21 protein-coding genes and 3 rRNA genes are annotated in these 26339 nt (G+C 65.3%); 4 read left to right on the top strand and 20 right to left on the bottom strand.

Annotation, left to right across the window (positions count from 1 at the left end):
* Positions 1-231: 231 nt before the first annotated feature.
* Positions 232-789: a nucleoside phosphorylase gene (locus J1M43_RS06560; protein WP_206476323.1), complete on the top strand. Its 558-nt coding sequence runs from the start codon at positions 232-234 to the stop codon at positions 787-789.
* On the opposite strand, the gene J1M43_RS06555 is transcribed toward J1M43_RS06560, so the two are convergent.
* Positions 786-1856 carry a Glu/Leu/Phe/Val dehydrogenase family protein gene (locus tag J1M43_RS06555; protein WP_206476322.1) on the bottom strand — a complete coding sequence of 357 codons (1071 nt, stop codon included), beginning with the start codon at positions 1854-1856 and terminating at the stop codon, positions 786-788. The genes J1M43_RS06560 and J1M43_RS06555 overlap by 4 nt on opposite strands.
* 166 nt (positions 1857-2022) lie before the next feature.
* Between J1M43_RS06555 and J1M43_RS06550 the strand changes: the two genes are divergently transcribed.
* The 3 genes from J1M43_RS06550 to J1M43_RS06540 are packed head-to-tail and all read left to right on the top strand — an operon-like array spanning position 2023 to position 4911.
* Positions 2023-2739: a hypothetical protein gene (locus J1M43_RS06550; protein ID WP_206476321.1), complete on the top strand. Its 717-nt coding sequence runs from the start codon at positions 2023-2025 to the stop codon at positions 2737-2739.
* 19 nt (positions 2740-2758) lie between these two features.
* Positions 2759-4327 carry an HD domain-containing phosphohydrolase gene (locus J1M43_RS06545; protein ID WP_206476320.1) on the top strand — a complete coding sequence of 523 codons (1569 nt, stop codon included), beginning with the start codon at positions 2759-2761 and terminating at the stop codon, positions 4325-4327.
* Positions 4328-4350: 23 nt separating this feature from the next.
* Positions 4351-4911 (top strand): carboxymuconolactone decarboxylase family protein, encoded by a 561-nt coding sequence (locus J1M43_RS06540; RefSeq protein ID WP_206476319.1) that lies wholly within the window; start codon positions 4351-4353, stop codon positions 4909-4911.
* A 1-nt stretch (position 4912) separates the two neighbouring features.
* Here J1M43_RS06540 and der read toward each other — a convergent pair whose 3' ends face one another.
* The 19 genes from der to J1M43_RS06445 form a co-directional block, all read right to left on the bottom strand.
* Positions 4913-6436, bottom strand: a complete 1524-nt coding sequence (gene der / locus J1M43_RS06535) for a ribosome biogenesis GTPase Der (RefSeq protein ID WP_206476318.1) — start codon at positions 6434-6436, stop codon at positions 4913-4915.
* Positions 6426-7160 carry a (d)CMP kinase gene (cmk, locus tag J1M43_RS06530; protein WP_084595893.1) on the bottom strand — a complete coding sequence of 245 codons (735 nt, stop codon included), beginning with the start codon at positions 7158-7160 and terminating at the stop codon, positions 6426-6428. Before cmk ends, der begins: the two co-directional genes overlap by 11 nt.
* Positions 7153-8277 carry a prephenate dehydrogenase gene (locus J1M43_RS06525; protein WP_052167093.1) on the bottom strand — a complete coding sequence of 375 codons (1125 nt, stop codon included), beginning with the start codon at positions 8275-8277 and terminating at the stop codon, positions 7153-7155. Before J1M43_RS06525 ends, cmk begins: the two co-directional genes overlap by 8 nt.
* Positions 8274-9110, bottom strand: coding sequence for a pseudouridine synthase (locus tag J1M43_RS06520; protein ID WP_052167092.1), 837 nt, complete (start codon positions 9108-9110; stop codon positions 8274-8276). The genes J1M43_RS06525 and J1M43_RS06520 overlap by 4 nt, the downstream gene beginning before the upstream one ends.
* On the bottom strand, positions 9107-9733 hold the full coding sequence (scpB, locus tag J1M43_RS06515) for an SMC-Scp complex subunit ScpB (RefSeq protein WP_206476317.1): 627 nt from the start codon (positions 9731-9733) through the stop codon (positions 9107-9109). The genes J1M43_RS06520 and scpB overlap by 4 nt, the downstream gene beginning before the upstream one ends.
* Positions 9723-10487 carry a ScpA family protein gene (locus J1M43_RS06510; RefSeq protein ID WP_152594924.1) on the bottom strand — a complete coding sequence of 255 codons (765 nt, stop codon included), beginning with the start codon at positions 10485-10487 and terminating at the stop codon, positions 9723-9725. The genes scpB and J1M43_RS06510 overlap by 11 nt, the downstream gene beginning before the upstream one ends.
* Positions 10488-10674: 187 nt before the next feature.
* A complete protein-coding gene (locus J1M43_RS06505; RefSeq protein ID WP_052167131.1) occupies positions 10675-11508 on the bottom strand; it encodes a ParA family protein in 834 nt (277 codons plus the stop codon).
* A 152-nt stretch (positions 11509-11660) separates the two neighbouring features.
* Entirely contained in the window at positions 11661-12563 is a 903-nt protein-coding gene (gene xerD, locus J1M43_RS06500; protein ID WP_206476315.1) for a site-specific tyrosine recombinase XerD, read from the bottom strand.
* A 2-nt stretch (positions 12564-12565) separates the two neighbouring features.
* A complete protein-coding gene (locus tag J1M43_RS06495) occupies positions 12566-13168 on the bottom strand; it encodes an NUDIX hydrolase (protein WP_206476314.1) in 603 nt (200 codons plus the stop codon).
* On the bottom strand, positions 13161-14858 hold the full coding sequence (locus tag J1M43_RS06490; RefSeq protein WP_033107392.1) for a CTP synthase: 1698 nt from the start codon (positions 14856-14858) through the stop codon (positions 13161-13163). The genes J1M43_RS06495 and J1M43_RS06490 overlap by 8 nt, the downstream gene beginning before the upstream one ends.
* Before the next feature lie 26 nt (positions 14859-14884).
* On the bottom strand, positions 14885-16597 hold the full coding sequence (gene recN, locus J1M43_RS06485; RefSeq protein ID WP_241245197.1) for a DNA repair protein RecN: 1713 nt from the start codon (positions 16595-16597) through the stop codon (positions 14885-14887).
* The gene (locus J1M43_RS06480; protein ID WP_033107391.1) at positions 16564-17487 is read right to left on the bottom strand and encodes an NAD kinase; all 924 of its coding nucleotides are present in this window, start codon (positions 17485-17487) and stop codon (positions 16564-16566) included. The genes recN and J1M43_RS06480 overlap by 34 nt, the downstream gene beginning before the upstream one ends.
* A complete protein-coding gene (locus tag J1M43_RS06475) occupies positions 17484-18281 on the bottom strand; it encodes a TlyA family RNA methyltransferase (RefSeq protein ID WP_206476313.1) in 798 nt (265 codons plus the stop codon). Before J1M43_RS06475 ends, J1M43_RS06480 begins: the two co-directional genes overlap by 4 nt.
* Entirely contained in the window at positions 18278-18484 is a 207-nt protein-coding gene (locus J1M43_RS06470; protein WP_033107389.1) for a hypothetical protein, read from the bottom strand. Before J1M43_RS06470 ends, J1M43_RS06475 begins: the two co-directional genes overlap by 4 nt.
* 57 nt (positions 18485-18541) lie before the next feature.
* Positions 18542-19588, bottom strand: coding sequence for an HAD-IIA family hydrolase (locus J1M43_RS06465; protein ID WP_206476312.1), 1047 nt, complete (start codon positions 19586-19588; stop codon positions 18542-18544).
* Entirely contained in the window at positions 19589-20740 is a 1152-nt protein-coding gene (locus tag J1M43_RS16685) for a hypothetical protein (protein ID WP_241245196.1), read from the bottom strand.
* A gap of 206 nt (positions 20741-20946) precedes the next feature.
* A 5S ribosomal RNA gene (rrf, locus tag J1M43_RS06455) occupies positions 20947-21063 on the bottom strand.
* A 113-nt stretch (positions 21064-21176) separates the two neighbouring features.
* Positions 21177-24283 (bottom strand): 23S ribosomal RNA (locus J1M43_RS06450).
* Between the two features lie 432 nt (positions 24284-24715).
* Positions 24716-26240, bottom strand: a 16S ribosomal RNA gene (locus J1M43_RS06445).
* The 16S, 23S and 5S rRNA genes sit together here, the layout of an rRNA operon.
* Positions 26241-26339 lie beyond the last annotated feature (99 nt).

Below are 26339 nucleotides of genomic sequence, written 5' to 3'. Positions count from 1 at the left end.
TCGATCTCGATCCGGTCTTCAAGAGTCAGATGACGGTAATGTGCGGTCAAGGAAGCGCAACCCTTCAGGTCGTGAGTGTGAATAACCACAACCTACGAGGTGTTGCGCTTCCGTTCAGAACTCGGGGCCGACGGCAGCAGGTTACGGTGCCATTTCGACTCGCCTCCGGCTCGCTCAACCCGTTTCGTCTCGCTCCACTCGCTCAACGACCCGGTAGGGGAGAATGAGCGGGTGAAGCTCCTCGTCGCCGCCCTCGAATCCGAACTCGTCGCCTTCTCCGAGCCCCTGGACGGCTTCGACCGTCTCGTGACCGGACCTGGCAAGCTCAAGGCCACGTACGGCCTGACCCGCACTCTCGATGCCGGCACGTACGAAGAGATCCTCGTCGTCGGCACCGCAGGCGCACTCGACCCCGACCTCGACGCCGGCGTCTACGAGATCGACGTCGCGTTCCAGCACGACGTTCGCGATGAGGAGGGCGTCGCCGGCCAGCACGTCTCTATGCCGCCCCGCATGATCCTCGGCGAGGGAACGACGACCATCGCCACCGGCGACAGCTTCATCGACGATGCGGATGCTGTCGTCGCCATTCGCGAACTCGGCGGCCAGCTCGTCGACATGGAGTCCTACGCGTACGCATGGGTCGCCACGCAGTTCGGGGTGCCGATCCGCATCTGGAAGGCGGTGTCCGACCGCGCCCAGGACGATGCGAACACCACCTGGAACGAGGCCGTCACCGCCTGCAGCCACCAGCTGCGCGATCGCGTCCGCGACGAGTACGGCGTCTAGCTGACGCCCACCTCGGCACCGGCACGCAGACGCGCCGCCGCCAGCTCTTCCGCTGCCGCGAGCGGCGTGATCCCGCGCTCTTCCGAGTCGGCGAGGATGCGGCGCACGGTGTCGCCGATCTGCGACACGCGCTCCATGATCTCGGCGCGTGTTCCCCGCTGCTTCGCCTCGTGGTCGAGATAGATCACACCACCGGCGTTCACGACGAAGTCGGGGGCGTACAGGATGCCGCGCGCGGCCAGGCGGTCGGCCCCACTGTGCGATGCGAGCGGGTTGTTCGCCGGGCCGCAGACCGCAGAGGTCTCGAGGGCGTCGATCACATCGTCCGTGAGCAGGCCACCGATACCTGCGGGTACGAATACGTCCGAAGCCACGAGGTGCTCGGCACCGGGCTCCACCCATGCGGCCCCGAGTTCAGCGGCGAGGTGGCGACGCTCCGCATTGACATCGGTCACGGTCAGCAGTGCGCCCTCGGTGGAGAGTCGCACGGCGAGGCGTCCGCCCACCTGACCGAGCCCGGAGATCGTGATGCGTCGGCCCGCGACATCCGCAGATCCGGTCGTGCGCTCCAGCACCGCGCGCAGCGACTCGTACACGCCGAGGCTCGTGGGTCCGGCCGGCTCGCCCGAGCCGCCCGAAGCATCCGGGAGCCCGACGACATGCGTCGTCCGCTCGCCGACGACCGCCATGTCATCCATGGTCGATCCGACATCCTCTGCCGTCCGGTACAGCCCGTCGAACGACTCCACGGCATCGCCGAGATCGAGGAAAGCGGCACGACGTCGTTCCGCATCGAGCACCGTTCCGGGCTCCAGACCGATGACGGCCTTGCCACCGCCGGCATCGAGGCCCGCGGTCGCGTTCTTCAGCGTCATCGCCGCGGAGAGCCGCAACGCGTCGCCGAGAGCATCGCTCCAGTGCGGGTATGTCCACAACCGGGCGCCGCCCAGAGCGGAGCCCAGCACGGACGAGTGCAGGGCCACGGCGATGAACAGGCCGCTGCGCCGACCTGTGATCACCTCCACGCGTTCGTGGGTGAGATCGGGCAGGGGCAGGGTGTGCGTCATCGCATCCTCTTTCGGCGGGCCTTGTGGGCGCGGCTGTGGACACCGCGCTTTTCGCGGCATCCACCTTCCATTGCACCACCGAACCGGACTTTGGGCAACAAGCCGAGCCGTGGACTTGAGGCGGATGCCTCAGGCGATATGCGCCGGCAGCGCGCACGCTGGATGCATGAACACCACACCCCGCACGGCCGCGGCGACACAGGAGGCCGAACCTCGACTGATCGAGGGAACCGACGAACGATTCACCGGGTACGGCGTGATGGGGCTGCCATTCCTCAGCGGTCACTACCTCGCGCTGCGCGCTTTCGTCGCCACCTCGGTCGGCCCAGCGTACCGGGCCGTCTGGCACCGCGCGCCGAATGGCCGGTGGGAGATCTTCACCACAGTGGCGCCTGAAGTGAGCTGCCCACGATATTTCGGATCCGAGGCACCGGGCGAGCGGGTGTCCGCCATCAACATCCAATGGTCGGGCGACTGGATGCTGGATGTGACGATCGGCGACCGGCTGTCGTGGCGGATGGAGCTCGCCAGCACGCCCGCCACGCGGATGATGACGGCAGCGGGTGGAGCCATGCCGGATAGCGCCTGGGACAGCGACGCGGTGCTCGGGTCGATGGGCTCGATGGCCGCCGCGTTCCTCGGACTCGGTCGCACGCGGCTGCACGGCACCACCCCGAACGGACCGCTCTACAAGGCGGCCCCGCAGCGGATATGGCGCGTCGTCGGCAGCCGGGCCGTGCTTGACGGCGAGGATCTCGGGCCCATCGGGCCGCTCCCGGAGCAGACCCACCTGGCCGACTTCTGGCTCCCCCAGCGCGGCATATTCTTCGTCGGGCGCGCCAGCTTCTCCCCCGTTCTCACGAGCACTGCCGTTCGGAACTGATCGAGAGCACACTGGAGAAATGGATCCCGCGGCGCAGCAGAGGCAGGGGGTTCTGCCGCGCCGAATCGAGGTCCTGGCAGGGCTCTCGGTAGCCATCGACCTCGGGCTCGGGCAGCCCGCGGAGCACATGCTCCGCGCGGCGATCATCGCCTGCCGGCTGGCCGACCGGCTCGGGCTGAGCAGCGCACAGCGCGCGACGACGTATTGCACGGCACTCATCATGTGGATCGGCTGCAACGCCGACTCGCAGGAGTACGCGCGGTGGTTCGGCGACGACATCGCCGTGCGTCGTGACGCGTACTCGGTCGACTGGACCGGGATGCCGTTCATGCGCTTCCTGCTCGGAAATGTCGCCCGCGGTGAACCTGTGACCCGTCGCGTGCTGACGATCGGAGAGATGCTCCGCGACGCCCGCGGACAGCTCGCCGCGCTCATGCATTCGCACTGCACATCGGCCGCCGAACTCGCCCACCACATCGGACTGCCGGTCGAGGTGGCACGGGCCGTGGAGTACACGTTCGAGCGATTCGACGGCGCAGGCCTCCCCCGAGGCTGCGCGGGTGGCGAGATCCCAATCGAGATGCGCATTGCACAGGTCGCGGACGTCGCCGAGGTCCACCAGCGGATGTACGGCGTCGACGCCGCCGTGGCCACGATGCGCGCCCGACGTGGCGGGCACTTCGACCCGGCCGTCGTCGACGCGGTGATCGGCGACCCGGAACCGGTGTTCGCCGCCGCTGCAGACGGTGACGTCTGGGCGGCTGCGATCGCAGAGGCACCTGATTCCGAGACCCGGCTCGACCAGGACGGCCTCGACCGGCTCGTGGGCGCGATCGGCGATTTCGCCGACCTGAAGTGCCCCTTCGCCCTGGGGCATTCGCGTGCCGTCGCCGCGCTGGCCGCCGACGTCGGCACAATGCTCGGGCTGGAAGCGGACGAGGTCCGTGCCCTGCGCCGCGTCGGGCATCTGCACGACATCGGCAGGCTCGGCGTCTCGAGCCGGATCTGGTCCAAACCCGGCGAGTTCACCGGTTCCGAGTGGGAGCGCGTGCGCATCCATCCGTATCTCACGGACCGCGTGCTGTCACGGATCTCCGGCCTGGAGCGGGAGCGGACCTTTGCGCGCGCTCACCACGAGCATCTCGACGGCAGCGGCTACCCGCTGGGCATGCCGGGCACATCGCTCGGTGCGGGCGAACGCATCCTGGCGGTCGCCGTCGCCTATCAATCGGCGCTCGAGCCGCGACCGTACCGCGAGGCGATGGATCCGGCCGCAGCGGCCGAACGGGTGCGTCAGCGCAGCGCACACGGTCAGCTCGACCCGGGATGCACCGAGTCCCTGCTGAGCGTCACCGGGCACTACACCCCGCGCGTGCGCGACGACGATGGCCTCACCCCGCGCGAACGCGAAGTACTCGCGCACGTCGCCCGCGGACTGAGCAACCGGCAGATCGCGGAGAAGCTCGTCCTCAGCGAAAAGACCGTGCGCAACCACGTCGAGCGCACCTACGCGAAGATCGGCGCCAGCAACAGGGTGGGTGCGAGCCTGTACGCCCTGCAGCACGGACTGGCCTCGCCGTTCGTGTGAGCATCTGATCGAAGGAGAACGCCATGTCCGTCATCACCACCCCGGGCGACACCGATGAGGCCGTCGCCGACCTGTACGCCGCGGAGATCGCCGATCTCGGCTACGTGCCGAGTCATACCCGCATGATGGCGGTCAACCCTGAAGCCTTCCGGCTCTTCCAGCAGCTGGTGCGAGCGATCGTCTCGCAGCTCGGCGTCCGCAGATACGAGCTCGCAACCCTCGCCGCCGCAGATGCGATCGGGTCGCAGTCGTGCCGCTGTGCGCACGCGCGCAAGTCGCTCAAGCTGTTCGACGAGGAGCAGCTGGAGCGCATCCTCCGCGACTACCATGACGCGCGACTGAGCGATGCGGACATGGCGTTGATGGACTTCGCGGCGAAGCTCAGCCGCGATTCGGCGTCGATGACGGATGCCGACAGCCTCCGCTTGCGCGAGGTCGGATTCACCGACCGCGAGATCGTCGACATCGCGCTCGCGGCGTCGGTGCGCAACTACGTCAGTCGTGCCCTGCACGCACTCGCGGTCGACGTCGACATCCCTCCCGGGCTCAGCCCGAGCATCCTTGACGCGCTGTCCTCGACGTGACCTACCGCTGCCGCTTCTCCCGCACGCGCATGTTGATGACGATCGGCGTGCCGTCGAACTCGTACAGCTCGCGCAGACGGCGCTGGATGAAGCGGCGGTAGCCTGGATCCAGGAAGCCGGTCGTGAACAGCACGAACGTCGGCGGACGCGTCGACGCCTGCGTGCCGAACAGGATGCGCGGCTGCTTGCCGCCACGCAGCGGGTGCGGGTGCTCTGCGACGAGCTCGGAGATGAAGGCGTTGAACTTGCCAGTCGGAATACGGCGGTCCCAGTTCTCCAGCGCCGTCTCGAGCGCGGGGACCAGCTTGTCGAAGTGACGACCGGTCTTCGCCGAGATGTTCACCCGCGGGGCCCACGCGACGTGCGCGAGGTCCTGCTCGATCTCGCGCTCGAGGTAGCGGCGGCGATCCGCGTTCTCCAGGTCGATGTCGGTGAGGCGATCCCACTTGTTGAACGCCAGCACGAGAGCACGGCCCGACTCCAGCACGAGGTCGATGATGCGCACATCCTGCTCGCTGATCGTCTCCGACACGTCGAGAACGACGACGGCGACCTCAGCGCGCTCGAGCGCGGCAGAAGTGCGCAGCGACGCGTAGAAGTCCGCGCCCTGCGACAAGTGCACCCGGCGGCGGATTCCGGCGGTGTCGACCAGACGCCACAGCTTGCCGCCGAGTTCGACGACTGTATCGACCGGGTCACGGGTGGTTCCGGCCAGCTCGTTCACGACCACGCGCTCTTCGCCGGCAGCCTTGTTCAGCAGCGACGACTTGCCGACGTTCGGGCGACCGAGGATCGCGACCCGGCGGGGACCGCCGATCTCGTACTTCGCCACCGATGAGATGGATGGCAGCTTCTCGAGCACGGCATCCAGCAGGTCGGCCACACCGCGGCCGTGCACGGCCGAGGTCGGGTACGGCTGGCCGAGGCCGAGGCTCCAAAGGGAGGCGATCTCCGGCTCCTGACGGGCGTCGTCGATCTTGTTCGCGACGAGGAACACCGTCTTGCCGCTCTTGCGCAGCAGCTTCACGACGTGCTCGTCGGTCGAGGTGGCCCCGACCATCGCGTCGACGACGAACAGCACGAGGTCGGAGAGGTCGATGGCGACCTCGGCCTGCACGGCGACGGAGCGGTCGATGCCCTTGGCATCCGGCTCCCACCCACCGGTGTCGACCAGCGAGAAGCGACGGTCGTTCCACTCGGCCTTGTACGTGACGCGGTCGCGGGTGACGCCCGGGGTGTCCTCCACGACGGCCTCACGGCGTCCGAGGATGCGGTTCACGAGCGCGGACTTGCCCACGTTCGGGCGCCCGACGATCGCGACGACGGGCAGCGCGGGCAGGAACTCGATCCCGCCCTCGCCCTGCGTGATGCCGGCGAGGAGCGCGGCGTCGTCTTCATCCAGGTCGTAGTCGGCGAGACCTGCGCGCAGAGCCTCCGCGCGCTGCTCGGCGAGCTGCTCGTCGAGTTCGTCCATCTTCTCGGCGAGGCGGTCGGGACCGCCCTCGTATTCTTCTTCAGCGGCCATGTTCCGCTCCTTGCTTTCGTTCGATCACCGCGAGTACGGCGTCGATGGTCTGTGGGAAATCGAGGTGCGTCGAATCGACGACCTCCACGCCTTCTGCGGCGTTGAGGAAGTCGACGACGGCGCTGTCAGAGGCGTCGCGCTTGTGCAGCGCTTCGGCCACGACAGCAGCATTCTCACCGGCGAGTTCGCCGGCGCGTCTGGCCGCCCGTACCTCGGGAGCGGCGGTGAGAAGGATGCGTACGGGGGCGTCAGGGGCGACCACCGTGGTGATGTCGCGCCCTTCGACGACCACAGCGGGATACGCAGCCGACGCGACCAGTGAGCGGAAGAAGATGTTGACCTGCTCGCGCACGGCGGGCACGCGTGCGACACCGCTGACGGCCTCGGACACGCGCGGCTCCCGGATCGTCACGGTGATGTCGTTGTCACCGACCACGACGGTGCGATCATCGGGGTCGAGACCCAGACGAAGATCGAAATCGGATGCCGCGGCGAGCACCGCGTCCGCGTCATTCGTGTCTGCCCCGCGGTCGAGGACGTGCCAGGCCAGCGCGCGATACGCGGCACCGGTGTCGAGGTAGCCGTAGCCGCGCGAACGGGCCACTTCCTTCGACACGCTCGACTTGCCCGACCCCGCCGGCCCGTCGATCGCGATGAATTTGGCTGCTCCGGCCAACCCTTCGACAGGCTCAGGGAGCGATGCGGTGGTCGAAGGGTCACTCATTGGTCGCTCCTGCAATCCGCCATCCGCGCTCCTGCAGTCCGTCGATCGCGCCGCGCAGCGCTGCGGGGGCCACGCTGATCTCCGCGAGGCCGAACTGCGCGCCCGGCGAATGCTCCAGGCGCAGGTCTTCCACGTTCACTCCGAGTTCGCCGAGTTCGCCGAACAGGCGGCCGAGCTGGCCGGCCGTGTCGTCGACCATGACGACGAGCTGCTCGAATCTGCGGTTCTGCCCGTGCTTTCCCGGCAGACGCTCCACGCCGTCGTTGCCCTGGCGGATCGCCTCGGCGACCACTCGTCTGGCACCCGGCTCAGCAGGGGCGCGCAGCGCATCCGACACCTCACGCAGGTCGTCGGCGAGTGCATCGAGGATCGCCACGACCGGCTGCGCGTTGGCTCCGAGGATCTGCACCCACAGTTCGGGGGCGGATGCCGCGATGCGCGTCGTGTCGCGCACGCCCTGCCCCGCGAGCCGAAGCGCGCCCTCATCCGCCGTCGCGAATCGTCCGGCGAGCAGGCTGGCCACGACCTGCGGCACGTGCGAGGTGAGCGCGACAGAGCTGTCGTGCTCCTCAGGTGTCATCTCCAGCGGCATCGCACCCACATCGAGTGCGAGTGCTTCCACCAGTGCGAGGTCGGCCGGGCGGGTCTGCTCGTCACGGCAGACGACCCAGGGCCGCCCGATGAACAGGTCGGCACGCGCCGAGATCGCTCCGCCGCGCTCTCGTCCGGCGAGCGGGTGAGAACCGATGTACCGGGTGACGTCGATGCCGCGTTCCTTCAGCGCACGGAACGGCTCGAGCTTGACGCTCGCGACATCGGTGACGACGGCATCCGGAAAGCGATCCAGCTCGGCCGCGACGACGTCAGCGGTCACGTCGGGCGGCACGGACACCACGATCAGTGCCGGCGCGTCATCGCCCTGCGCAGCGCGTCCGGCGCCGTAGTCGATCGCGAGGCGCAGCTGGGCCGGCGATGTGTCGGACAGCACGACGTCGATGCCCTTGGCGCGCAGGGCGAGTCCGATGCTCGCGCCGAGAAGGCCAGCGCCGACGATGCGGACCGTCCCCAAGAGCCGCGGCGCGATGCCGCTGCCATTGGTTCTGGCCGTGTCGCTCACTCGGTCTCCTGGGCGTCTCCCGGCGTAGCGTCCGCAGGGGAATCGTGGCGCGCGAGAGTCAACAGCGCACCACGTTCGATTTTACTCAGTTCTCGGGTCTTCCCCGCAGGGAGCGTTCCCAGGTGGAGCGGGCCGAACTGCCGGCGCACGAGTTCAGTCACCGGGTGACCCACCGCGGCCATCATCCGGCGCACGATCCGGTTGCGCCCGGAGTGCAGGGTGAGCTCGACGAGGCTGGCCGGTTTTCCGGTCGCTGAGCCTGTCGAAGCGTCGAGCAGGCGCGCCTTGTCGGCCTTGATGAAGCCGTCGTCGAGGTCGAAGCCCGTGGTGAGCTTCTGGATCGTCTGCGCGGTGACGACGCCTTCGACCTTGGCGATGTAGACCTTGGTGACGCCGAACGACGGATGCGCGAGTACGTGCGCGAGTTCGCCGTCGTTGGTGAGGATGAGCAGGCCGCTGGTCTCGGCATCCAACCGGCCGACGTTGTACAGGCGCTCTTCCCAGTCCTCCGTGAACCGGCGCAGATCAGGGCGACCGTTCTCGTCCTTCATGGTGCTGACCACGCCGGTCGGCTTGTTCAGCATGACGTAGCGCTTGGAGACGTCGAGCTGGATCGCCGTTCCGTCGACGTCGACCAGGTCGGTCTCGGGGTCGATACGGCGGCCGAGCTCCTCCACGACCACGCCGTTGACGCGGATGCGCCCCTCGACGATGTACTGCTCGACCACGCGGCGGGATGCGACGCCGGCCGCGGCGAGCACCTTCTGCAGTCGAACGCCTTCGGGCGGGGTGGCTGACCCTTCGACGGGTTCAGGGATCGGAATACTGTTCATCTGATGGTTCCTTCGTCGAAGCCGTCTGCACCGTCGTCGAGCAGCGGGGAGATCGGGGGCAGCTCGTCGAGCGAGTTGATGCCGAGGTTCTGCAGCAGCGCGTCTGTCGTGCCGTAGTTGATGGCGCCGGTCTCGGAGTCGGCGAACAGTTCGGTGACGAGTCCGCGTGCGAGCAGGGTACGCACGACGGAGTCGACGTTCACGGCCCTGATCGATGCCACCTGGCTGCGGGTGACCGGCTGCTTGTAGGCGATCACCGCGAGCGTCTCGAGCGCCGCCTGTGAAAGCCGTGCCGGCGCCTGCCCGCCGACGAAGTCCGCGACGAGGGCGTCGTGATCGTCGCGCACGTACAGCCGCCAGCCTCCGCCGACCTCACGCAGCTCGAATCCACGGCGCGGGCCGTGGCCGTTGCCGTCGTAATCGTCGACCAGCGTCTCGATCGCCTGCCGTACGGCGGGAACGGGCGCTCCGACAGCCGCGGCGAGGGCGACCAGGCCGAGCGGCTCGTCGATGATCAGCAGGATGGCTTCGAGCTTCTCGGTCAGCGGTGTCGTCTCGCGCGTTTCGACAGGCTCAGGGAACGAGCTGTCGGTCACTGAGCCCGTCGAAGTGTCATCGGTCATAGTCGGCTCCCAGGCTTGCGAGTGTCTCGTCCGACCAGGAGTCGGCTGCCCAGCGCAGCGTCAGCTCTCCGAGCGGTTCCAGTTGTTCGAAGGACAGCGCTGCATGGCGGTAGAGCTCGAGCACTGAGATGAACCGTGCGACCACGATGCCGGGCTCAGTCGAGCCGGCGATCAGCTCACGGAAGGTCAAGGATTCGGCGCTGCGCAGCAGCGTCACCACGATCGCCGCCTGTTCCCGGATGCTGACCAGCGGCGCATGCAGATGGTCGAGGCCCACGTTGGGGATCTCCTTGGGCGCGAACGCGAGCAGCGCGATGGCCGCGAAGTCGTCCACGCTCAGGGTCCACACCAGCTCCGGCGTCCGCGCTCGATGCTTCTCGTCCAGGCGCACGGCCCGCACATGGCGTCGGTCCTCGCGCTGCAGACAGCGGGCGAACCAGGTGGAGACCTCCTTGAACGCGCGGTACTGCAGAAGACGCGCGAACAGCAGATCCCGTGCTTCGAGCAGCGCGACGGCCTCGGCGTCGACGAGCTCGCCCTGTGGCAGGAGACCCGCCACCTTCATGTCGAGCAGGGTCGCTGCGACCACGAGGAACTCGGATGCCTGATCAAGCTCCTGAGCGTCGCCGTCGATCTCCTTCAGATACGCGATGAACTCGTTCGTGACCGCGCTGAGCGACACCTCGGTGATGTCCATCTCGTGCTTCGAGATGAGGTTCAGCAGAAGGTCGAACGGGCCGTCGAAGTTCGTCAGCGAGACGCGGAACCCTTCGACAGGCTCAGGGACCGCTTCGACAGGCTCAGGGACCGGCTCGACAGGCTCAGGGACCGCTTCGACAGGCTCAGGGACCGTTTCGACAGGCTCAGGGACCGCTTCGACAGGCTCAGGGACCGCTTCTGATTCGCTCGCTGAGCTTGTCGAAGCGTCGGGCGATCCTTCGCTAAGCGACGGCGCCACGGGCGACCAGCTCCCGCGCCAGTCGCAGGTACGCCTGTGCGGCGGCATGCTCCGGCGCGAACTCGGTGATGGGAACCCCTGACACCGATGCGTCGGGGAACTTCACGGTGCGTCCGATCACGGTCTCCAGCACGTCATCGCCGAACGTCTCCACGACCCGCTCCAGCACCTCTCTCGAGTGCAGCGTGCGCGAGTCGTACATCGTCGCGAGAAGCCCGTCGAGGGTGATCCCGGGGTTCAACCGGTCACGCACCTTCTCGATCGTCTCGATGAGCAGCGCCACTCCGCGGAGCGCGAAGAACTCGCACTCCAGTGGAATGAGCACGCCGTGGCTTGCAGTGAGGGCGTTCACGGTGAGCAGCCCGAGCGAGGGCTGGCAGTCGATCAGGATGACGTCGTACTCCCCCGCGACCTGTCGCAGCACACGCGCCAGGATCGTCTCACGGGCGACCTCGTTGACCAGGTGGACCTCGGCGGCCGACAGATCGATGTTCGCCGGCAGGACGTCGAGCCCCTCCACACCGCTGGGCACGATCACCTCATGCACGTCGCGCTTCGTGTCCAGCAGCAGATCGTAGATCGTCGGCACGTCGTGCGTCTGGATGCCGAGACCGGCCGAGAGCGCACCCTGAGGGTCGAAGTCGACCGCGAGAACCTTGCGGCCGTATTCGGCGAGAGCTGCGGCGAGATTGATCGACGTGGTCGTCTTGCCGACGCCGCCCTTCTGGTTGCACAGTGCGATGATGCGCGCGGGGCCATGGGCATCGAGCGGAGTGGGCGTCGGGAAGCCGTGATACGGACGCCCGGTGGGTCCCATCGGAGTGTCGCCGACGTTCGACGTCTTTCCCTTGGACTTCGCCACTTTCTGAGCCACCGATTCTCCTGCTTCCCTCATGCTTGCTCGATTCTAGCGATTCACGTATGGGTACGCCGGGTGCGGCCTCGGCGATCCCGCGGAATCGTGCGCCCTCAGCGCGCGCGGGGATGCGAGGTGGCGTAGATGTCGCGGAGCGTGTCGACCGACACGTGGGTGTAGATCTGCGTGGTGGCGACGGATGCATGCCCGAGCAGCTCCTGCACCACGCGCACGTCGGCGCCGCCCTGCAGCAGATGTGTGGCGAACGAATGACGCAGCGTGTGCGGAGACACCTCCGAGCTGACGTGCGAGGCCTCTGCGGCCGCGCGGATCACCAGCCACGCGCTCTGGCGTGACAGCGGTGCACCGCGAGCGCCGAGGAACAGCCGCGCCGATGCCTTGCCCTTCGCTGCGAGTGCGGGCCGCACGCGGGTGAGGTACGCGTCCACGGCATCGCGCGCGAAGGAGCCGATCGGCACGATGCGTTCCTTCGATCCCTTGCCGCGCAGGCGCAGCACGTCTCCGTGCGCGAGGTCGTCGACGTCCAGACCGACCGCCTCCGAGACTCGAGCGCCGGTCGCGTAGAGCAGCTCGAGCAGCGCCCGATCGCGGATGCCGATGGGTTCCTCTGCCGAGGGAGCCGCCAGCAGCCGCTCGACCTGATCGATCGTGAGCGCCTTGGGCAGTCGCTGCGGCATCTTCGGCGGGCGCAGCCTGCCGGTCGGATCCTCCGGTTCGATGCCCTCGCGCACCAGGAAACGATGCAGCCCGCGCACGGATGACTGCAGCCTTGCGAGGCTCGTCGCCGCCGGGGGCGGAATGATGCTCGAACGGTCGGTGATGAACCGGCTCACGATCGCGCCGGTCACCGCAGCGGTGTCATCGATGCCTGCCTCGGTCAGCCAGTCGAGGTACACATCGAGATCACGACGGTATGCCCCGACCGTGTGCTCGGAAAGGCCGCGCTCGATCGTGACGTGCCTGAGGTACGCGTCGATCGCGCGATCCAGGCGCATGATCAGCCCCGCAGTCTCCGCTCGGCCGCGAGCACGCCGAGTGAGAGGATGCCGTTGCGAAGGCGACCTTCGAGCACGGCGTCGACCGCATCCGAGAGTGGCACCCACTCCAACCGGATGTCGGCCTCCTCGTCTTCACGTGCGTAGACAGCGGGTGCAGCGGCGACGCCGGTGGCGAGGTAGATGCGGATCAACTCGCTGTTGCCGCCTGGGGTCGTCCAGGTCGAGACGAGCATCTCCCAGTCGCGCGCGACGAGGTCGGCCTCCTCGGCCAGCTCGCGCTGCGCGGCGACCATCGGGTCCTCCCCCTCGATGTCGAGGAGTCCGGCCGGCAGCTCCCAGTCGCGGTGGCGGATCGGATGCCGGTACTGCTGGATCAGCAGCACCCGGCCGTCGTCGTCGAGGGCGAGCACCGCAACCGCTCCGGTGTGATCGACGTACTCGCGGATGATCTCTCGGTCGCCGTACGCGACGCGGTCGGAACGCACGTCCCACACCCAGCCTTTGTAGACGACGTCGCTGCTCACGACCTCCGGCTCGAACGGCTCGTCACGCAGCTCTTGCACTTCGACGGGCTCAGTGAGCGAGCGGGACCGATCAGTCATCGGCCGAGACATCGAACAGCTCGCTGGAGCGGTGCCGCTCGATCGCAGCGCCGATCAGCCCACGAAACAGCGGATGCGGGGCGGTCGGGCGCGAGCGCAGCTCGGGGTGGGCCTGCGTCGCGATGTAGTACGGGTGCACGTCGCGGGGCAGCTCCACGTACTCGACGAGGTCGAGATCGGGGTTGAGGCCCGAGAACACGAGTCCGGCGGCCGACAGGCGGTCGCGGTAGGCGTTGTTGACCTCGTAGCGGTGACGGTGGCGCTCTGACGCCTGCGCCGTGCCGTACAGCTCACGGGCCAGCGTCCCCTCGCCGAGCTCCGCCTCGTACAGGCCGAGGCGCATGGTGCCGCCGAGGTCGCCGCCGTCGAGGATCTCGACCTGCTCGGCCATCGTCGCGATGACGGGCTCGGATGTCTCAGGGTCGAACTCGCTCGAGGAGGCCCCGGCGATGCCCGCGATGTTGCGGCCGTACTCGATGACCATGCACTGCAGGCCCAGGCACAGGCCGAGTGTGGGGATGCCCTGTTCGCGGGCGAACTTCAGCGCGCCGAGCTTGCCCTCGATGCCACGGATGCCGAACCCACCGGGCACGCAGATGCCGTCGACGTCGGACAGCGCCTTGGCCGCGCCCTCCGGCGTCTCACAGGAGTCCGAGGGGATCCAGCGGATCTTCACGTGGGTCTCCTGTGCGAAGCCACCGGCGCGCAGCGCCTCTGTGACGGAGAGATACGCGTCCGGAAGGTCGATGTACTTGCCGACCAGGCCGATCGTGACCTCGTGCTTCGGGTTGTGGACGGCGTCGAGCACCTTCTGCCAACGAGTCCAGTCGACCTCGGGCGCTGCCTTCTCGTCCAGGCCGAGCCGACGCACGATGTAGGAGTCGAGGCCCTGGTCGTTCAGCGTCGACGGGATGTCATAGATGCTGGGCAGGTCGACGGTGTTGATGACACCCTCGACGTCGACGTCGCACATCAGGGCGATCTTGTTGCGGTTGCTCTCGCTGACGGGACGGTCGCTGCGCAGCACCAGAGCATCCGGCTGGATGCCGACCTGGCGGAGGGCTGCGACGGAGTGCTGCGTCGGCTTGGTCTTCTGCTCCCCCGAGGCGCCCATGAACGGCACGAGTGACACGTGCACGAAGAACACGCTGTCGCGGCCGAGTTCGTGGCGCAGCTGACGCGCCGATTCCAGGAACGGCTGCGACTCGATGTCGCCGACGGTGCCGCCGACCTCGGTGATGATGACATCCGGCTTCGGGGTCTCTCCCGCCTGCAGACGCATGCGGCGCTTGATCTCGTCTGTGATGTGCGGGATGACCTGCACGGTGTCGCCGAGGTACTCGCCGCGGCGCTCGCGCGCGATCACCTGCGAGTAGATCTGGCCCGTGGTGACGTTGGCGGCCTGCGACAGGTTGATGTCGAGGAACCGCTCGTAGTGGCCGATGTCGAGGTCGGTCTCCGCACCGTCGTCGGTGACGAACACCTCGCCGTGCTGGAACGGGTTCATGGTGCCAGGGTCGACGTTCAGGTACGGGTCGAGCTTCTGCATCACGACGCGCAATCCGCGTGCGGTGAGCAGGTTTCCCAGGCTGGCGGCGGTGAGCCCCTTACCCAAAGACGAAACGACACCACCTGTCACAAAGATGTGCTTGGTCGTGTCGTTCTTGGGCCCCGCGTCAGAAGAGTTCATCACGGGCTTCGATCCTAACAGTTCGCTCAGACAGCAAGGCTGAGAAGTTCTCGGGCATGGGTGATGGCGGCGTCCGAATCGGTGAGTCCCGACAGCAGCCGCGCCATCTCCGCCTCCCGGTCCTCCCCCTCCAGACGCCGCACGCTGGACGCGGTGACCGCGCCGTCATTGGCTTTCACGACGGAAAGATGGTTGGAGGCGAAGGCCGCCACCTGCGCGAGGTGGGTCACCGCGATGACTTGCGATGTCTCTGCAAGCCGGGCGAGTCGCCGTCCTACTTCGATGGCCGCGGCACCGCCGATACCGGCATCCACCTCGTCGAAGACGAAGGTCGGAACCGGGTCGGTGCCGGCGATCACGACCTCGATCGCGAGCATCACGCGCGAGAGTTCACCGCCCGACGCGCTCTTCGCGACGGAGCGCGGTTCGGCGCCGGGGTGCGGCGCGAGCAGGATCGCGACGTCATCACGTCCGTGCGTGCTCTCGGCGCCCTCACGGACGACGACTTCGAGTCGGGCGTCAGGCATGGCCAGCGCGTGGAGTTCGTCGGTCACAGCGGCGCCGAGACGCCCTGCAGCCTCGGTTCGCGCCGAGGTCAGCGCTGCCGCGGCGTCGTCGAGCGACACCCGTGCGGCGTCTCGCTCGGCCTGCAGCCGTTCCAGGCGATCGCCGTCGTCGTCGAGTTCGGCGAGTCGCGCAGACCCCGTCTGCCACAGCTCGAGCGCCTCATCCAGAGAGCCGTGCGAGCGGATCAGTGCGGTCAGGGCCGCACGTCGCTCCTCGACCGCGGCGAGCTCGTGCGGTCCGGTCTCGTCCAGGTCGGCGAGGTACGCGGAGAGCTGCCCAGCGAGGTCCGCGATGCGGTATCCGACATCGGCGATCCCCTCGGATATCTCGGCGAGTGCCGGATCCGCCGCTCGCTCGAGGTTGCGTCGTGCTTCGGCGACGAGCGCGGACGCGTCGGCTTCGCCCTCTTCGCTGGAGAGCGCGTTGTGCGCGAGGGATGCCGCGAGCCTGAGGTCTTCGGCATTCGCGAGCCGTTCGGCCCGCTCAGCGAGCGCGAGGTCCTCCCCCGGTTCCGGTGCGGTCGCCTCGATCAGCGTCAGTGCTTCGCGCAGTCGCTGCGCTTCCTCGGCTCTGCGGTCACGGTTCTCAGCGATCTCGGTGATCTCGGCATCCAGCTCGCGCCAGCGAGTGAACGCGGCCGTGTACGTCTCGAGAGCGCCGGCGACGGGCGCGCCGCCGAAACGGTCCAAGGCGTCGCGCTGGGCTGCCGTCGAGCGAAGCCGCAGCTGCTCGGACTGCCCGTGCACGACCACCAGTTCATCGGCGAGGGCGGACAGCACGCCCGCGGGCGCCGCTCGTCCGCCGACGCTGGCGCGGCTGCGTCCTTCTGCGCTCAGCGTGCGAGACACGTACAACTCGCCACGGCCGTCGTCGAGAGGCTCCAGGTCGCCGCCGGCATCCGACACGATGTCAGCCACCGCACCGTGGTCCGGTACGACCCACACGCCGGCGACGGAGGCCTGCGCAGCGCCCGCTCGCACCGCGCCGGAGTCGGCCCGCTGTCCGAGCAGCAGGCCGAGCCCTGTGACGACCATGGTCTTTCCCGCGCCGGTCTCACCGGTGATCGCGGTGAATCCTGGGCCGAGGGGCAGCACGGCGTCGGCGATGACGCCGAGTCCCTGCATCCGCATCTCCTCGATCACGCCGGCGAGCCCCCGTCCTGCCCGCGCCATCCGGCCACGGGCAGCTGGAACTTGCGCACCAGCCGCTCGGTGAACGCCGTCGGGTGCAGTCGGGCCAGGCGCACCGGGCGGGACGAGCGACGAGCGACCACGCGCGCGCCGGGCGGAAGATCATGCGAACGGCGGCCGTCGCACCAGAGGATGCCGGTGCCGGAGGTGCGCTCGAGCATCTCGATCGCCACCGAGGCGTCTGGACTCACGACGAGTGGTCGGGCGAACAGCGCGTGCGCCGACAACGGGATCACGGCGATGGCCTCGACGCTCGGCCAGATCACCGGTCCTCCCGCGGAGAAGTTGTAGGCGGTGGAGCCGGTCGGCGTGGAGATGACCATGCCGTCGCAGCCGTAGCTCGACAGCGGGCGACCGTCGATCTCGACGACGACCTCGATCATGCGCTCGCGACTCGCCTTCTCGACGGTCGCCTCGTTCAGCGCCCACGTCTCGAAGACGACCTTGCCGGCAGCATCCTTGACACGCACGGCGAGCGCGAGGCGCTCCTCGACCGCGTAGTCGCGCGCGATGACGCGCTCCACGGCATCGTCCATGGCGTCTCGTTCGATCTCGGCGAGGAAGCCGACATGGCCCATGTTTATGCCGAGCACCGGCGCGCTGTTCGTGCCGCGCACGAGTTCGGCAGCACGAAGAATCGTGCCGTCGCCGCCGAGGACGATCGCGAGTTCCAGGTCATCCACTGCGACGTCGTCGCCCAATGCGTCGACGTCGCTGAAGTCCCCGTCGACGGCGGACAGCTCGGCGCGATCGTCCGGTGAGAGCACCGGCCTCGCCCCCGCGTTGCGAAGAAGTTCGATGACGCGACGGGCAGCGGCGACGGTGTCGTCTCGGCCCGCATGAGCGACGACCAGGATATTGCGCTCGTTCATCGTCCTCCCGCCAGTTCGTCGATACGCTCTCTCCATTGTGTCGGATTGCTCCCACGGCCGGGCGCCATGTGGACCAGGAATTCCGCGTTCCCGTGCGTGCCGAGGATCGGCGATGCGATGATCCCGAGCATGCCGAATCCGGCATCCCACCCGTTCCAGACGACGCGGGCGACGGCATCCGCTCGAGTGGCGGGATCGGTGACCAAACCGCCGCGCACAGCGGTGCGGCCGACCTCGAACTGCGGCTTGACCAGCAGAACGATATCGGAATCGGATGCCGCGACAGCTGCGACTGCGGGCATGACGAGCTCGAGCGAGATGAACGACAGATCGCCCACGATCAGCTCAGGGGCCTCCGGCTCTCCGGTCACCTCGGTGAGGCTCTCACGCGTCATGTGCCGCACGTTGAAACCCTCGACGTGGACGACGGCCGGATCCTCGGCGATGGATGCTGCGAGCTGATCGTGCCCGACGTCGACGGCGAGCACCTTGCGCGCTCCGCGCTCGAGGAGCACCTGGGTGAACCCGCCGGTGGACGCTCCCATATCGAGTGCGAGACGTCCGTTGACGACGACCTCGAACGCATCGAGGGCGGCGATGAGCTTCTGCGCTCCTCGACTCACGTAGTGATCGCTCTCGGCGAGCGTGATCACGGCCTCGTCGCCCACTGAGGTCGAGGCCTTGATGATCGGGCGACCGTCGACGCTCACGACGCCCGCGGCGATGAGGGTGGCGGCGTGCGAGCGTGAACGTGCGAGTCCTCGAGCGGCGAGGGCAGCGTCGAGGCGCGTCACCGGTCTCCAGACGAGTTCTTGCCGGTGCTATTCACCGTGTTCTTCTCACCGGCATCGAACCTGGTGCCGCTCTCGAGCCGGCGGAACAGCTCGTCGTGCAGAGTCGAGTACGCATCGGCCCGGTCGGCCAGCGGCTGGCCCTCGATCAGGCGCAGGCGGCTCCACAGACCGTCGGTCGGCGTCGCAGTCGTCTCATCGCTCACGGTTCCACTCTACGGCGCGGCTCCGACGTGCTCGGTGAGGCACGGCGAACGGTCCGCTCATGGACGATGGAACGGATCCTCATACAGCTTCTCGGGGACACGGAGGACGAAGACGGGCGTGCCGGAATCCCAGATCGCCGTAGCACCCGCGCGGACCAGGTCGATCTGCCGTGAGCCCTCGGAGACGATCTCGACGTCTCCCCCGACGACGCGCACCGATGCACCGTTCACGATGACGGCACCGTCCTTGCGCTCCGTCTGCGGATACGGCTCGTGCAGTTCACGGAGATCGCCAAGGATGTATGTCGGCCGCGACCCCTCGGGCGCGGCCAGCAGGTGCTTGGGCCGGTCGATTCCGGTGAGCACCAGCACGGAGTCGATGCCGACGCGCGCAGCGCCCATGATGTCGGTGTCGAGGCGGTCGCCGATGAACAGCGTCTTGGTCGCGCCGAAGCGCGCGATCGCCTCTTCGAAGATCGGAACCTCCGGCTTGCCAGCCACGGTGGCGAGCCGCCCGACAGCGGTGTGCACGGCGGAGACGAGCGTGCCGTTGCCCGGCGCGACACCGCGCGCTTGAGGGATCGTCCAGTCGCTGTTGGTGGCGATCCAGGGGATGCCGCCTTCTTCCTCTGGCACCTTCAGCGCGAAGGCCGCCTCTGCCAGGTCGGTCCACGCGACCTCGGGGGCAAAGCCCTGCACGACGGCGTCCGGGCCGTCTTCGGCGCTGCGGGTGACCGTGTACCCGGCCTTCTCCGCCTCGACGACGAGCCCCTCCCCGCCCACGATGAGCAGCGTCGCAGGGGCGGGCAGGATGGACGCGAGCAGGCGCATGGCCGCTTGGGGACTGGTGACGACCTCGTTCGCCTCGACGGTCAGACCGAGTGAGGTGAGGTGCTCGGCGACGGATGCATCGGTGCGGGATGCGTTGTTCGTGATGTAGCCGACCCGTCGGGTCTTCGCGACCTCGTTGAGGCTTTCCACGGCATGCGGCAGCGCGCCGGGTCCGGCGTATACGACACCGTCGAGATCAGCGAGAACGACGTCGACGCCATCGAGCGGAGTCGGGCGCGACGCAGCAGGATGAGACCGTGAGAAGAGTCCCACTCAGGACTCCTCGCTCTCGATCAGGCCGTCCTCCACGAAGATCTCGTCTTCGTCGTCGCCTCCCATACCCAGCGCATCGGCGGCGACATCGGCGCGTTCCGCCCAGAATGCCGCTTCGTCGTCACGACCGAGGTCCTCGAGCACGGCGGCGTGGGCGGCGAACAGCGCAGGACTCCACTCGAAAGCACGATCGGGGTCGAGCTCGGGGATCTGCAGCTCGCCCAGAGCGAGCTCGGTGTCGCCGAGATCGAGGCGCGCGCCGGACATCGCGATCGCAAGGGCCACTCGCACGGGTGTGGCAAGCTTCGACCGGTCCGCAGCGCGGCCGGTCTCGAGGGCGCGGTCGGGACGCCCGATGCCGCGCTCGCTGTCGACCATCAGTGCGATCTGGTCATCCTTGCCGGAGATGCGACGATACGTGCGCAGCTCGCGGAGTGCGAGCGCGAAGTCGCCGGTCGCGTAGGCGGTGATGCCGAGCGACTCGCGGACGATCGCGATGCGGCCGGCGCGACGGGATGCCGCGAGGGCGTGCTGATGAGCGAGGGCAGGGTCTTCGTCGATGAGCTTGGCGGCCATCGCGAGATGCCGCGCGACCTCGTCGGCGTTCTCCTTGCTCAGTGTCTTCAGCTCGTTGCGCGCCGAGGAGTGCAGATCGGCGGGCGTGATGTCCTCAGGGATCGCGGGATCGTCGTGGCGTGGACGGTCGTCGCTCTGACGGTCGGGCCGGTCACGACCGGTGCCACCACGCTGCGGGAATCCACGGCCGCCGGAGCTGCGGTCATCCCGACGAGGTGCACCGTCGCGGCCCTGGTAGCCGCCTTCGCGCTTCTGGTGGCCGCCTTCGCGGCGATCACCCTCACGACGAGGGGCTGCACCGTCGCGCTTGACGTACCCGCCCTCACGACGGGGGGCTGCGCCGTCACGACGGGGCGCGCCGGCGCCGTCACGACGGGCTGCGCCGTCCCGTCGGGGTGCACCGGAGCTGTCCCGTCGGGGTGCGCTGTCCCGTCGGGGTGCGCTGTCACGGCGCGGAGCGCCGGAACCTCCTGAGGAAGCCGAGCGATCAGTGCGCGGAGGCCGGCCCTGACGATCGTTTCGTCGGGCACTGGAGTCGTCGTCGCGTCGCGGTCGACGCTCATCCTCATTCGGCATGATCTGATTCTCTCAACTTCCTGGTGAACGCAAAATGGCCACCCTGTGTGGGGTGGCCATTTTGTTTCTTCTAAGAGAAGTTCGGCGGTGTCCTACTCTCCCACAGGGTCCCCCCTGCAGTACCATCGGCGCTGTGAGGCTTAGCTTCCGGGTAACGCAAAATGGCCACCCTGTGTGGGGTGGCCATTTTGTTTCTTCTAAGAGAAGTTCGGCGGTGTCCTACTCTCCCACAGGGTCCCCCCTGCAGTACCATCGGCGCTGTGAGGCTTAGCTTCCGGGTTCGGAATGTGACCGGGCGTTTCCCTCACGCTATGGCCGCCGAAACACTATTGATGTTTCAAAAACCTAAAGGGCACGTATGAACGTGCGTGTTCAGGGTTCTCGACCGTACATCGAGAACCACTCAGTGGACGCGTAGCACCAACAAAATCGGTGTGTTATCAAGTCATCGGCTTATTAGTACCAGTCAGCTGCATGCATTGCTGCACTTCCACATCTGGCCTATCAACCCAGTAGTCTGGCTGGGAGCCTCTCACCCGAAGGTATGGAAGTCTCATCTTGAGGCCGGCTTCCCGCTTAGATGCTTTCAGCGGTTATCCATCCCGAACGTAGCTAATCAGCGGTGCTCCTGGCGGAACAACTGACACACCAGAGGTTCGTCCAACCCGGTCCTCTCGTACTAGGGTCAGATCCTCTCAAACTTCCTACGCGCGCAGCGGATAGGGACCGAACTGTCTCACGACGTTCTAAACCCAGCTCGCGTACCGCTTTAATGGGCGAACAGCCCAACCCTTGGGACCTACTCCAGCCCCAGGATGCGACGAGCCGACATCGAGGTGCCAAACCATGCCGTCGATATGGACTCTTGGGCAAGATCAGCCTGTTATCCCCGAGGTACCTTTTATCCGTTGAGCGACAGCGCTTCCACAAGCCACTGCCGGATCACTAGTCCCGACTTTCGTCCCTGCTCGACCTGTCAGTCTCACAGTCAAGCTCCCTTGTGCACTTACACTCGCCACCTGATTACCAACCAGGTTGAGGGAACCTTTGGGCGCCTCCGTTACTTTTTGGGAGGCAACCGCCCCAGTTAAACTACCCACCATGCACTGTCCCTGAACCGGATCACGGTTCGAAGTTAGATATCCAGAGTGACCAGAGTGGTATTTCAACAATGACTCCACCATAACTGGCGTCATGGCTTCACAGTCTCCCACCTATCCTACACAAGCCACACCGAACACCAATACAAAGCTGTAGTAAAGGTCACGGGGTCTTTCCGTCCTGCTGCGCGTAACGAGCATCTTTACTCGTAATGCAATTTCGCCGAGTTCGCGGTTGAGACAGTTGGGAAGTCGTTACGCCATTCGTGCAGGTCGGAACTTACCCGACAAGGAATTTCGCTACCTTAGGATGGTTATAGTTACCACCGCCGTTTACTGGGGCTTAAATTCTCAGCTTCGCCTTGCGGCTAACCGGTCCTCTTAACCTTCCAGCACCGGGCAGGCGTCAGTCCGTATACATCGTCTTGCGACTTGGCACGGACCTGTGTTTTTAGTAAACAGTCGCTACCCACTAGTCTCTGCGGCCACCACACCCTTTTCCCAGCAAGTGGGTATAAGTGGATGGCCCCCCTTCTCCCGAAGTTACGGGGGCATTTTGCCGAGTTCCTTAACCACGATTCTCTCGATCTCCTTGGTATTCTCTACCTGACCACCTGAGTCGGTTTGGGGTACGGGCGGCTAGAACCTCGCGTCGATGCTTTTCTTGGCAGCATAGGATCATCCACTTTTTATCCGCATCGTGTCTCAGCCTATGTGAGTCGCGGATTTGCCTACGACTCGGCCTACGCACTTGCACCAGGACAACCATCGCCTGGCTTGGACTACCTTCCTGCGTCACACCTGTTAATACGCTAACCGCACCAGCATGGGGTCGTACGCTAGGCCTCACCCCATCACCCCGAAGGGATCCGGTCATGAGGATTCAGATACTTAGCACCACTGGATTAGCTTGGGCGGTTCTTCGCCGGTACGGGAATATCAACCCGTTGTCCATCGACTACGCCTGTCGGCCTCGCCTTAGGTCCCGACTTACCCAGGGAAGATTAGCTTGACCCTGGAACCCTTGGTCTTTCGGAGGACGTGTTTCTCACACGTCTTTCGCTACTCATGCCTGCATTCTCACTCGTGTAGCCTCCACGGCTGGATCACTCCGCCGCTTCGCTGGCCACACGACGCTCTCCTACCCATCAACACGGCTGGACCACGAAGGCCTACCAATAATGTCAATGCCACAACTTCGGTGGCGTGCTTGAGCCCCGTTACATTGTCGGCGCGGAATCACTTGACCAGTGAGCTATTACGCACTCTTTCAAGGGTGGCTGCTTCTAAGCCAACCTCCTGGTTGTCACAGCAACTCCACATCCTTTCCCACTTAGCACGCGCTTAGGGACCTTAGTTGGTGGTCTGGGTTGTTTCCCTCTCGACTATGAAGCTTATCCCCCACAGTCTCACTGCTGCGCTCTCACTTACCGGCATTCGGAGTTTGGCTGACGTCAGTAACCTTGTAGGGCCCATCGGCCATCCAGTAGCTCTACCTCCGGCAAGAAACACGCAACGCTGCACCTAAATGCATTTCGGAGAGAACCAGCTATCACGAAGTTTGATTGGCCTTTCACCCCTATCCACAGCTCATCCCCTCAGTTTTCAACCTAAGTGGGTTCGGTCCTCCACGTGCTCTTACACACGCTTCAACCTGGCCATGGATAGATCACTTCGCTTCGGGTCTAGGACATGCGACTGAATCGCCCTATTCAGACTCGCTTTCGCTACGGCTACCCCACACGGGTTAACCTCGCCACATATCACTAACTCGCAGGCTCATTCTTCAAAAGGCACGCTGTCACCCCTACTAAGGAGGCTCCAACGGTTTGTAAGCAAACGGTTTCAGGTACTATTTCACTCCCCTCCCGGGGTACTTTTCACCTTTCCCTCACGGTACTTGTCCGCTATCGGTCATCTGGAAGTATTTAGGCTTATCAGGTGGTCCTGACAGATTCACACGGGATTTCTCGGGCCCCGTGCTACTTGGGATACTCTCCACGCCAGAACACGCATTTCGACTACGGGGTTGGCACCCTCTATGACCGGCCTTTCAAGACCGTTCGTCTATACGCTTCTGTAACGTCGCCACCTCGGCAGAGATGACAGGTGAGTCCCACAACCCCGAATATGCAACTCCTGCCGGATATCACACACACTCGGTTTAGCCTGATCCGGTTTCGCTCGCCACTACTAACGGAATCGCGGTTGCTTTCTCTTCCTGTGGGTACTGAGATGTTTCACTTCCCCACGTTCCCTCTACCCGCCCTATATATTCAGGCGGGAGTCACTAGGTCGGCACGCCGCCCAGCGGGGTTTCCCCATTCGGACACCCTCGGATCAAAACTTGCTTATCAGTTCCCCGAGGCTTATCGCAGATTGCTACGTCCTTCTTCGGCTCCAGATGCCAAGGCATCCACCGTTTGCTCTTAAAGACTTGAAAATACATGAGATTGAATCAAAACTCGACCCAGTCCGAAGACTGCGTCTGAAATTGACTAATGATCTTTAAGATCATCTTGTGCAACCGACAAAAGCCGGCTGCAAGATGCTCGCGTCCACTGTGTAGTTCTCAAAGTACGGGCGGTACCCTCCACCGCAACCAACCAAAGGTCAGAAACAGCAAAAGGTCCAGAAGACCCAGTCCCCACCCCATCTCCCAAAAGAAGACACGATCGGTTCCGGTCCCTCAGGACCCAACAGCGTGCATGCACCACTTCCCCGTGATCTCCCCTTCCAACCGCCGAAGCAGCGTACTGAGAAAATCAACGCATCCATGATGCCTAGTCAAATGTTCCACCCATGAGCTCCCAGCGAAGAACATGTGTCTTCGATCTGAGGTCTGGACAACCAATGGCTGCCAGTTGCTCCTTAGAAAGGAGGTGATCCAGCCGCACCTTCCGGTACGGCTACCTTGTTACGACTTAGTCCTAATTACCGATCCCACCTTCGACAGCTCCCTCCCACAAGGGGTTAGGCCACCGGCTTCAGGTGTTACCGACTTTCATGACTTGACGGGCGGTGTGTACAAGACCCGGGAACGTATTCACCGCAGCGTTGCTGATCTGCGATTACTAGCGACTCCGACTTCATGAGGTCGAGTTGCAGACCTCAATCCGAACTGGGACCGGCTTTTTGGGATTCGCTCCACCTCACGGTATTGCTGCCCATTGTACCGGCCATTGTAGCATGCGTGAAGCCCAAGACATAAGGGGCATGATGATTTGACGTCATCCCCACCTTCCTCCGAGTTGACCCCGGCAGTATCCCATGAGTTCCCACCATTACGTGCTGGCAACATAGAACGAGGGTTGCGCTCGTTGCGGGACTTAACCCAACATCTCACGACACGAGCTGACGACAACCATGCACCACCTGTTTACGAGTGTCCAAAGAGTTGACCATTTCTGGCCCGTTCTCGTATATGTCAAGCCTTGGTAAGGTTCTTCGCGTTGCATCGAATTAATCCGCATGCTCCGCCGCTTGTGCGGGTCCCCGTCAATTCCTTTGAGTTTTAGCCTTGCGGCCGTACTCCCCAGGCGGGGAACTTAATGCGTTAGCTGCGTCACGGAATCCGTGGAATGGACCCCACAACTAGTTCCCAACGTTTACGGGGTGGACTACCAGGGTATCTAAGCCTGTTTGCTCCCCACCCTTTCGCTCCTCAGCGTCAGTTACGGCCCAGAGATCTGCCTTCGCCATCGGTGTTCCTCCTGATATCTGCGCATTCCACCGCTACACCAGGAATTCCAATCTCCCCTACCGCACTCTAGTCTGCCCGTACCCACTGCAGGCTGGGGGTTGAGCCCCCAGATTTCACAGCAGACGCGACAAACCGCCTACGAGCTCTTTACGCCCAATAATTCCGGATAACGCTTGCACCCTACGTATTACCGCGGCTGCTGGCACGTAGTTAGCCGGTGCTTTTTCTGCAGGTACCGTCACTCTCGCTTCTTCCCTGCTAAAAGAGGTTTACAACCCGAAGGCCGTCATCCCTCACGCGGCGTTGCTGCATCAGGCTTGCGCCCATTGTGCAATATTCCCCACTGCTGCCTCCCGTAGGAGTCTGGGCCGTGTCTCAGTCCCAGTGTGGCCGGTCACCCTCTCAGGCCGGCTACCCGTCGACGCCTTGGTGAGCCATTACCTCACCAACAAGCTGATAGGCCGCGAGCCCATCCCCAACCGAAAAATCTTTCCAAACGTTGACCATGCGATCACGTCTCGTATCCAGTATTAGACGCCGTTTCCAGCGCTTATCCCAGAGTCAGGGGCAGGTTGCTCACGTGTTACTCACCCGTTCGCCACTGATCCACCCCGCAAGCGGGGCTTCACCGTTCGACTTGCATGTGTTAAGCACGCCGCCAGCGTTCATCCTGAGCCAGGATCAAACTCTCCGTAAAAGAAAAAAACCACAACCACCGGAATAAGGTGAATCGCAGCGAGTTTGAACTGACCAAAGAAATGAATCAAACTGACTTCATTAAAAATGCCAACCCCCG

The organism is Microbacterium sp. KRD172 (assembly GCF_017168295.1).
Classification (GTDB): Bacteria; Actinomycetota; Actinomycetes; order Actinomycetales; family Microbacteriaceae; genus Microbacterium; species Microbacterium profundi.
Note: the sequence above shows the minus strand (reverse complement) of the source record. Positions and strands in the feature narration are given on the sequence as shown.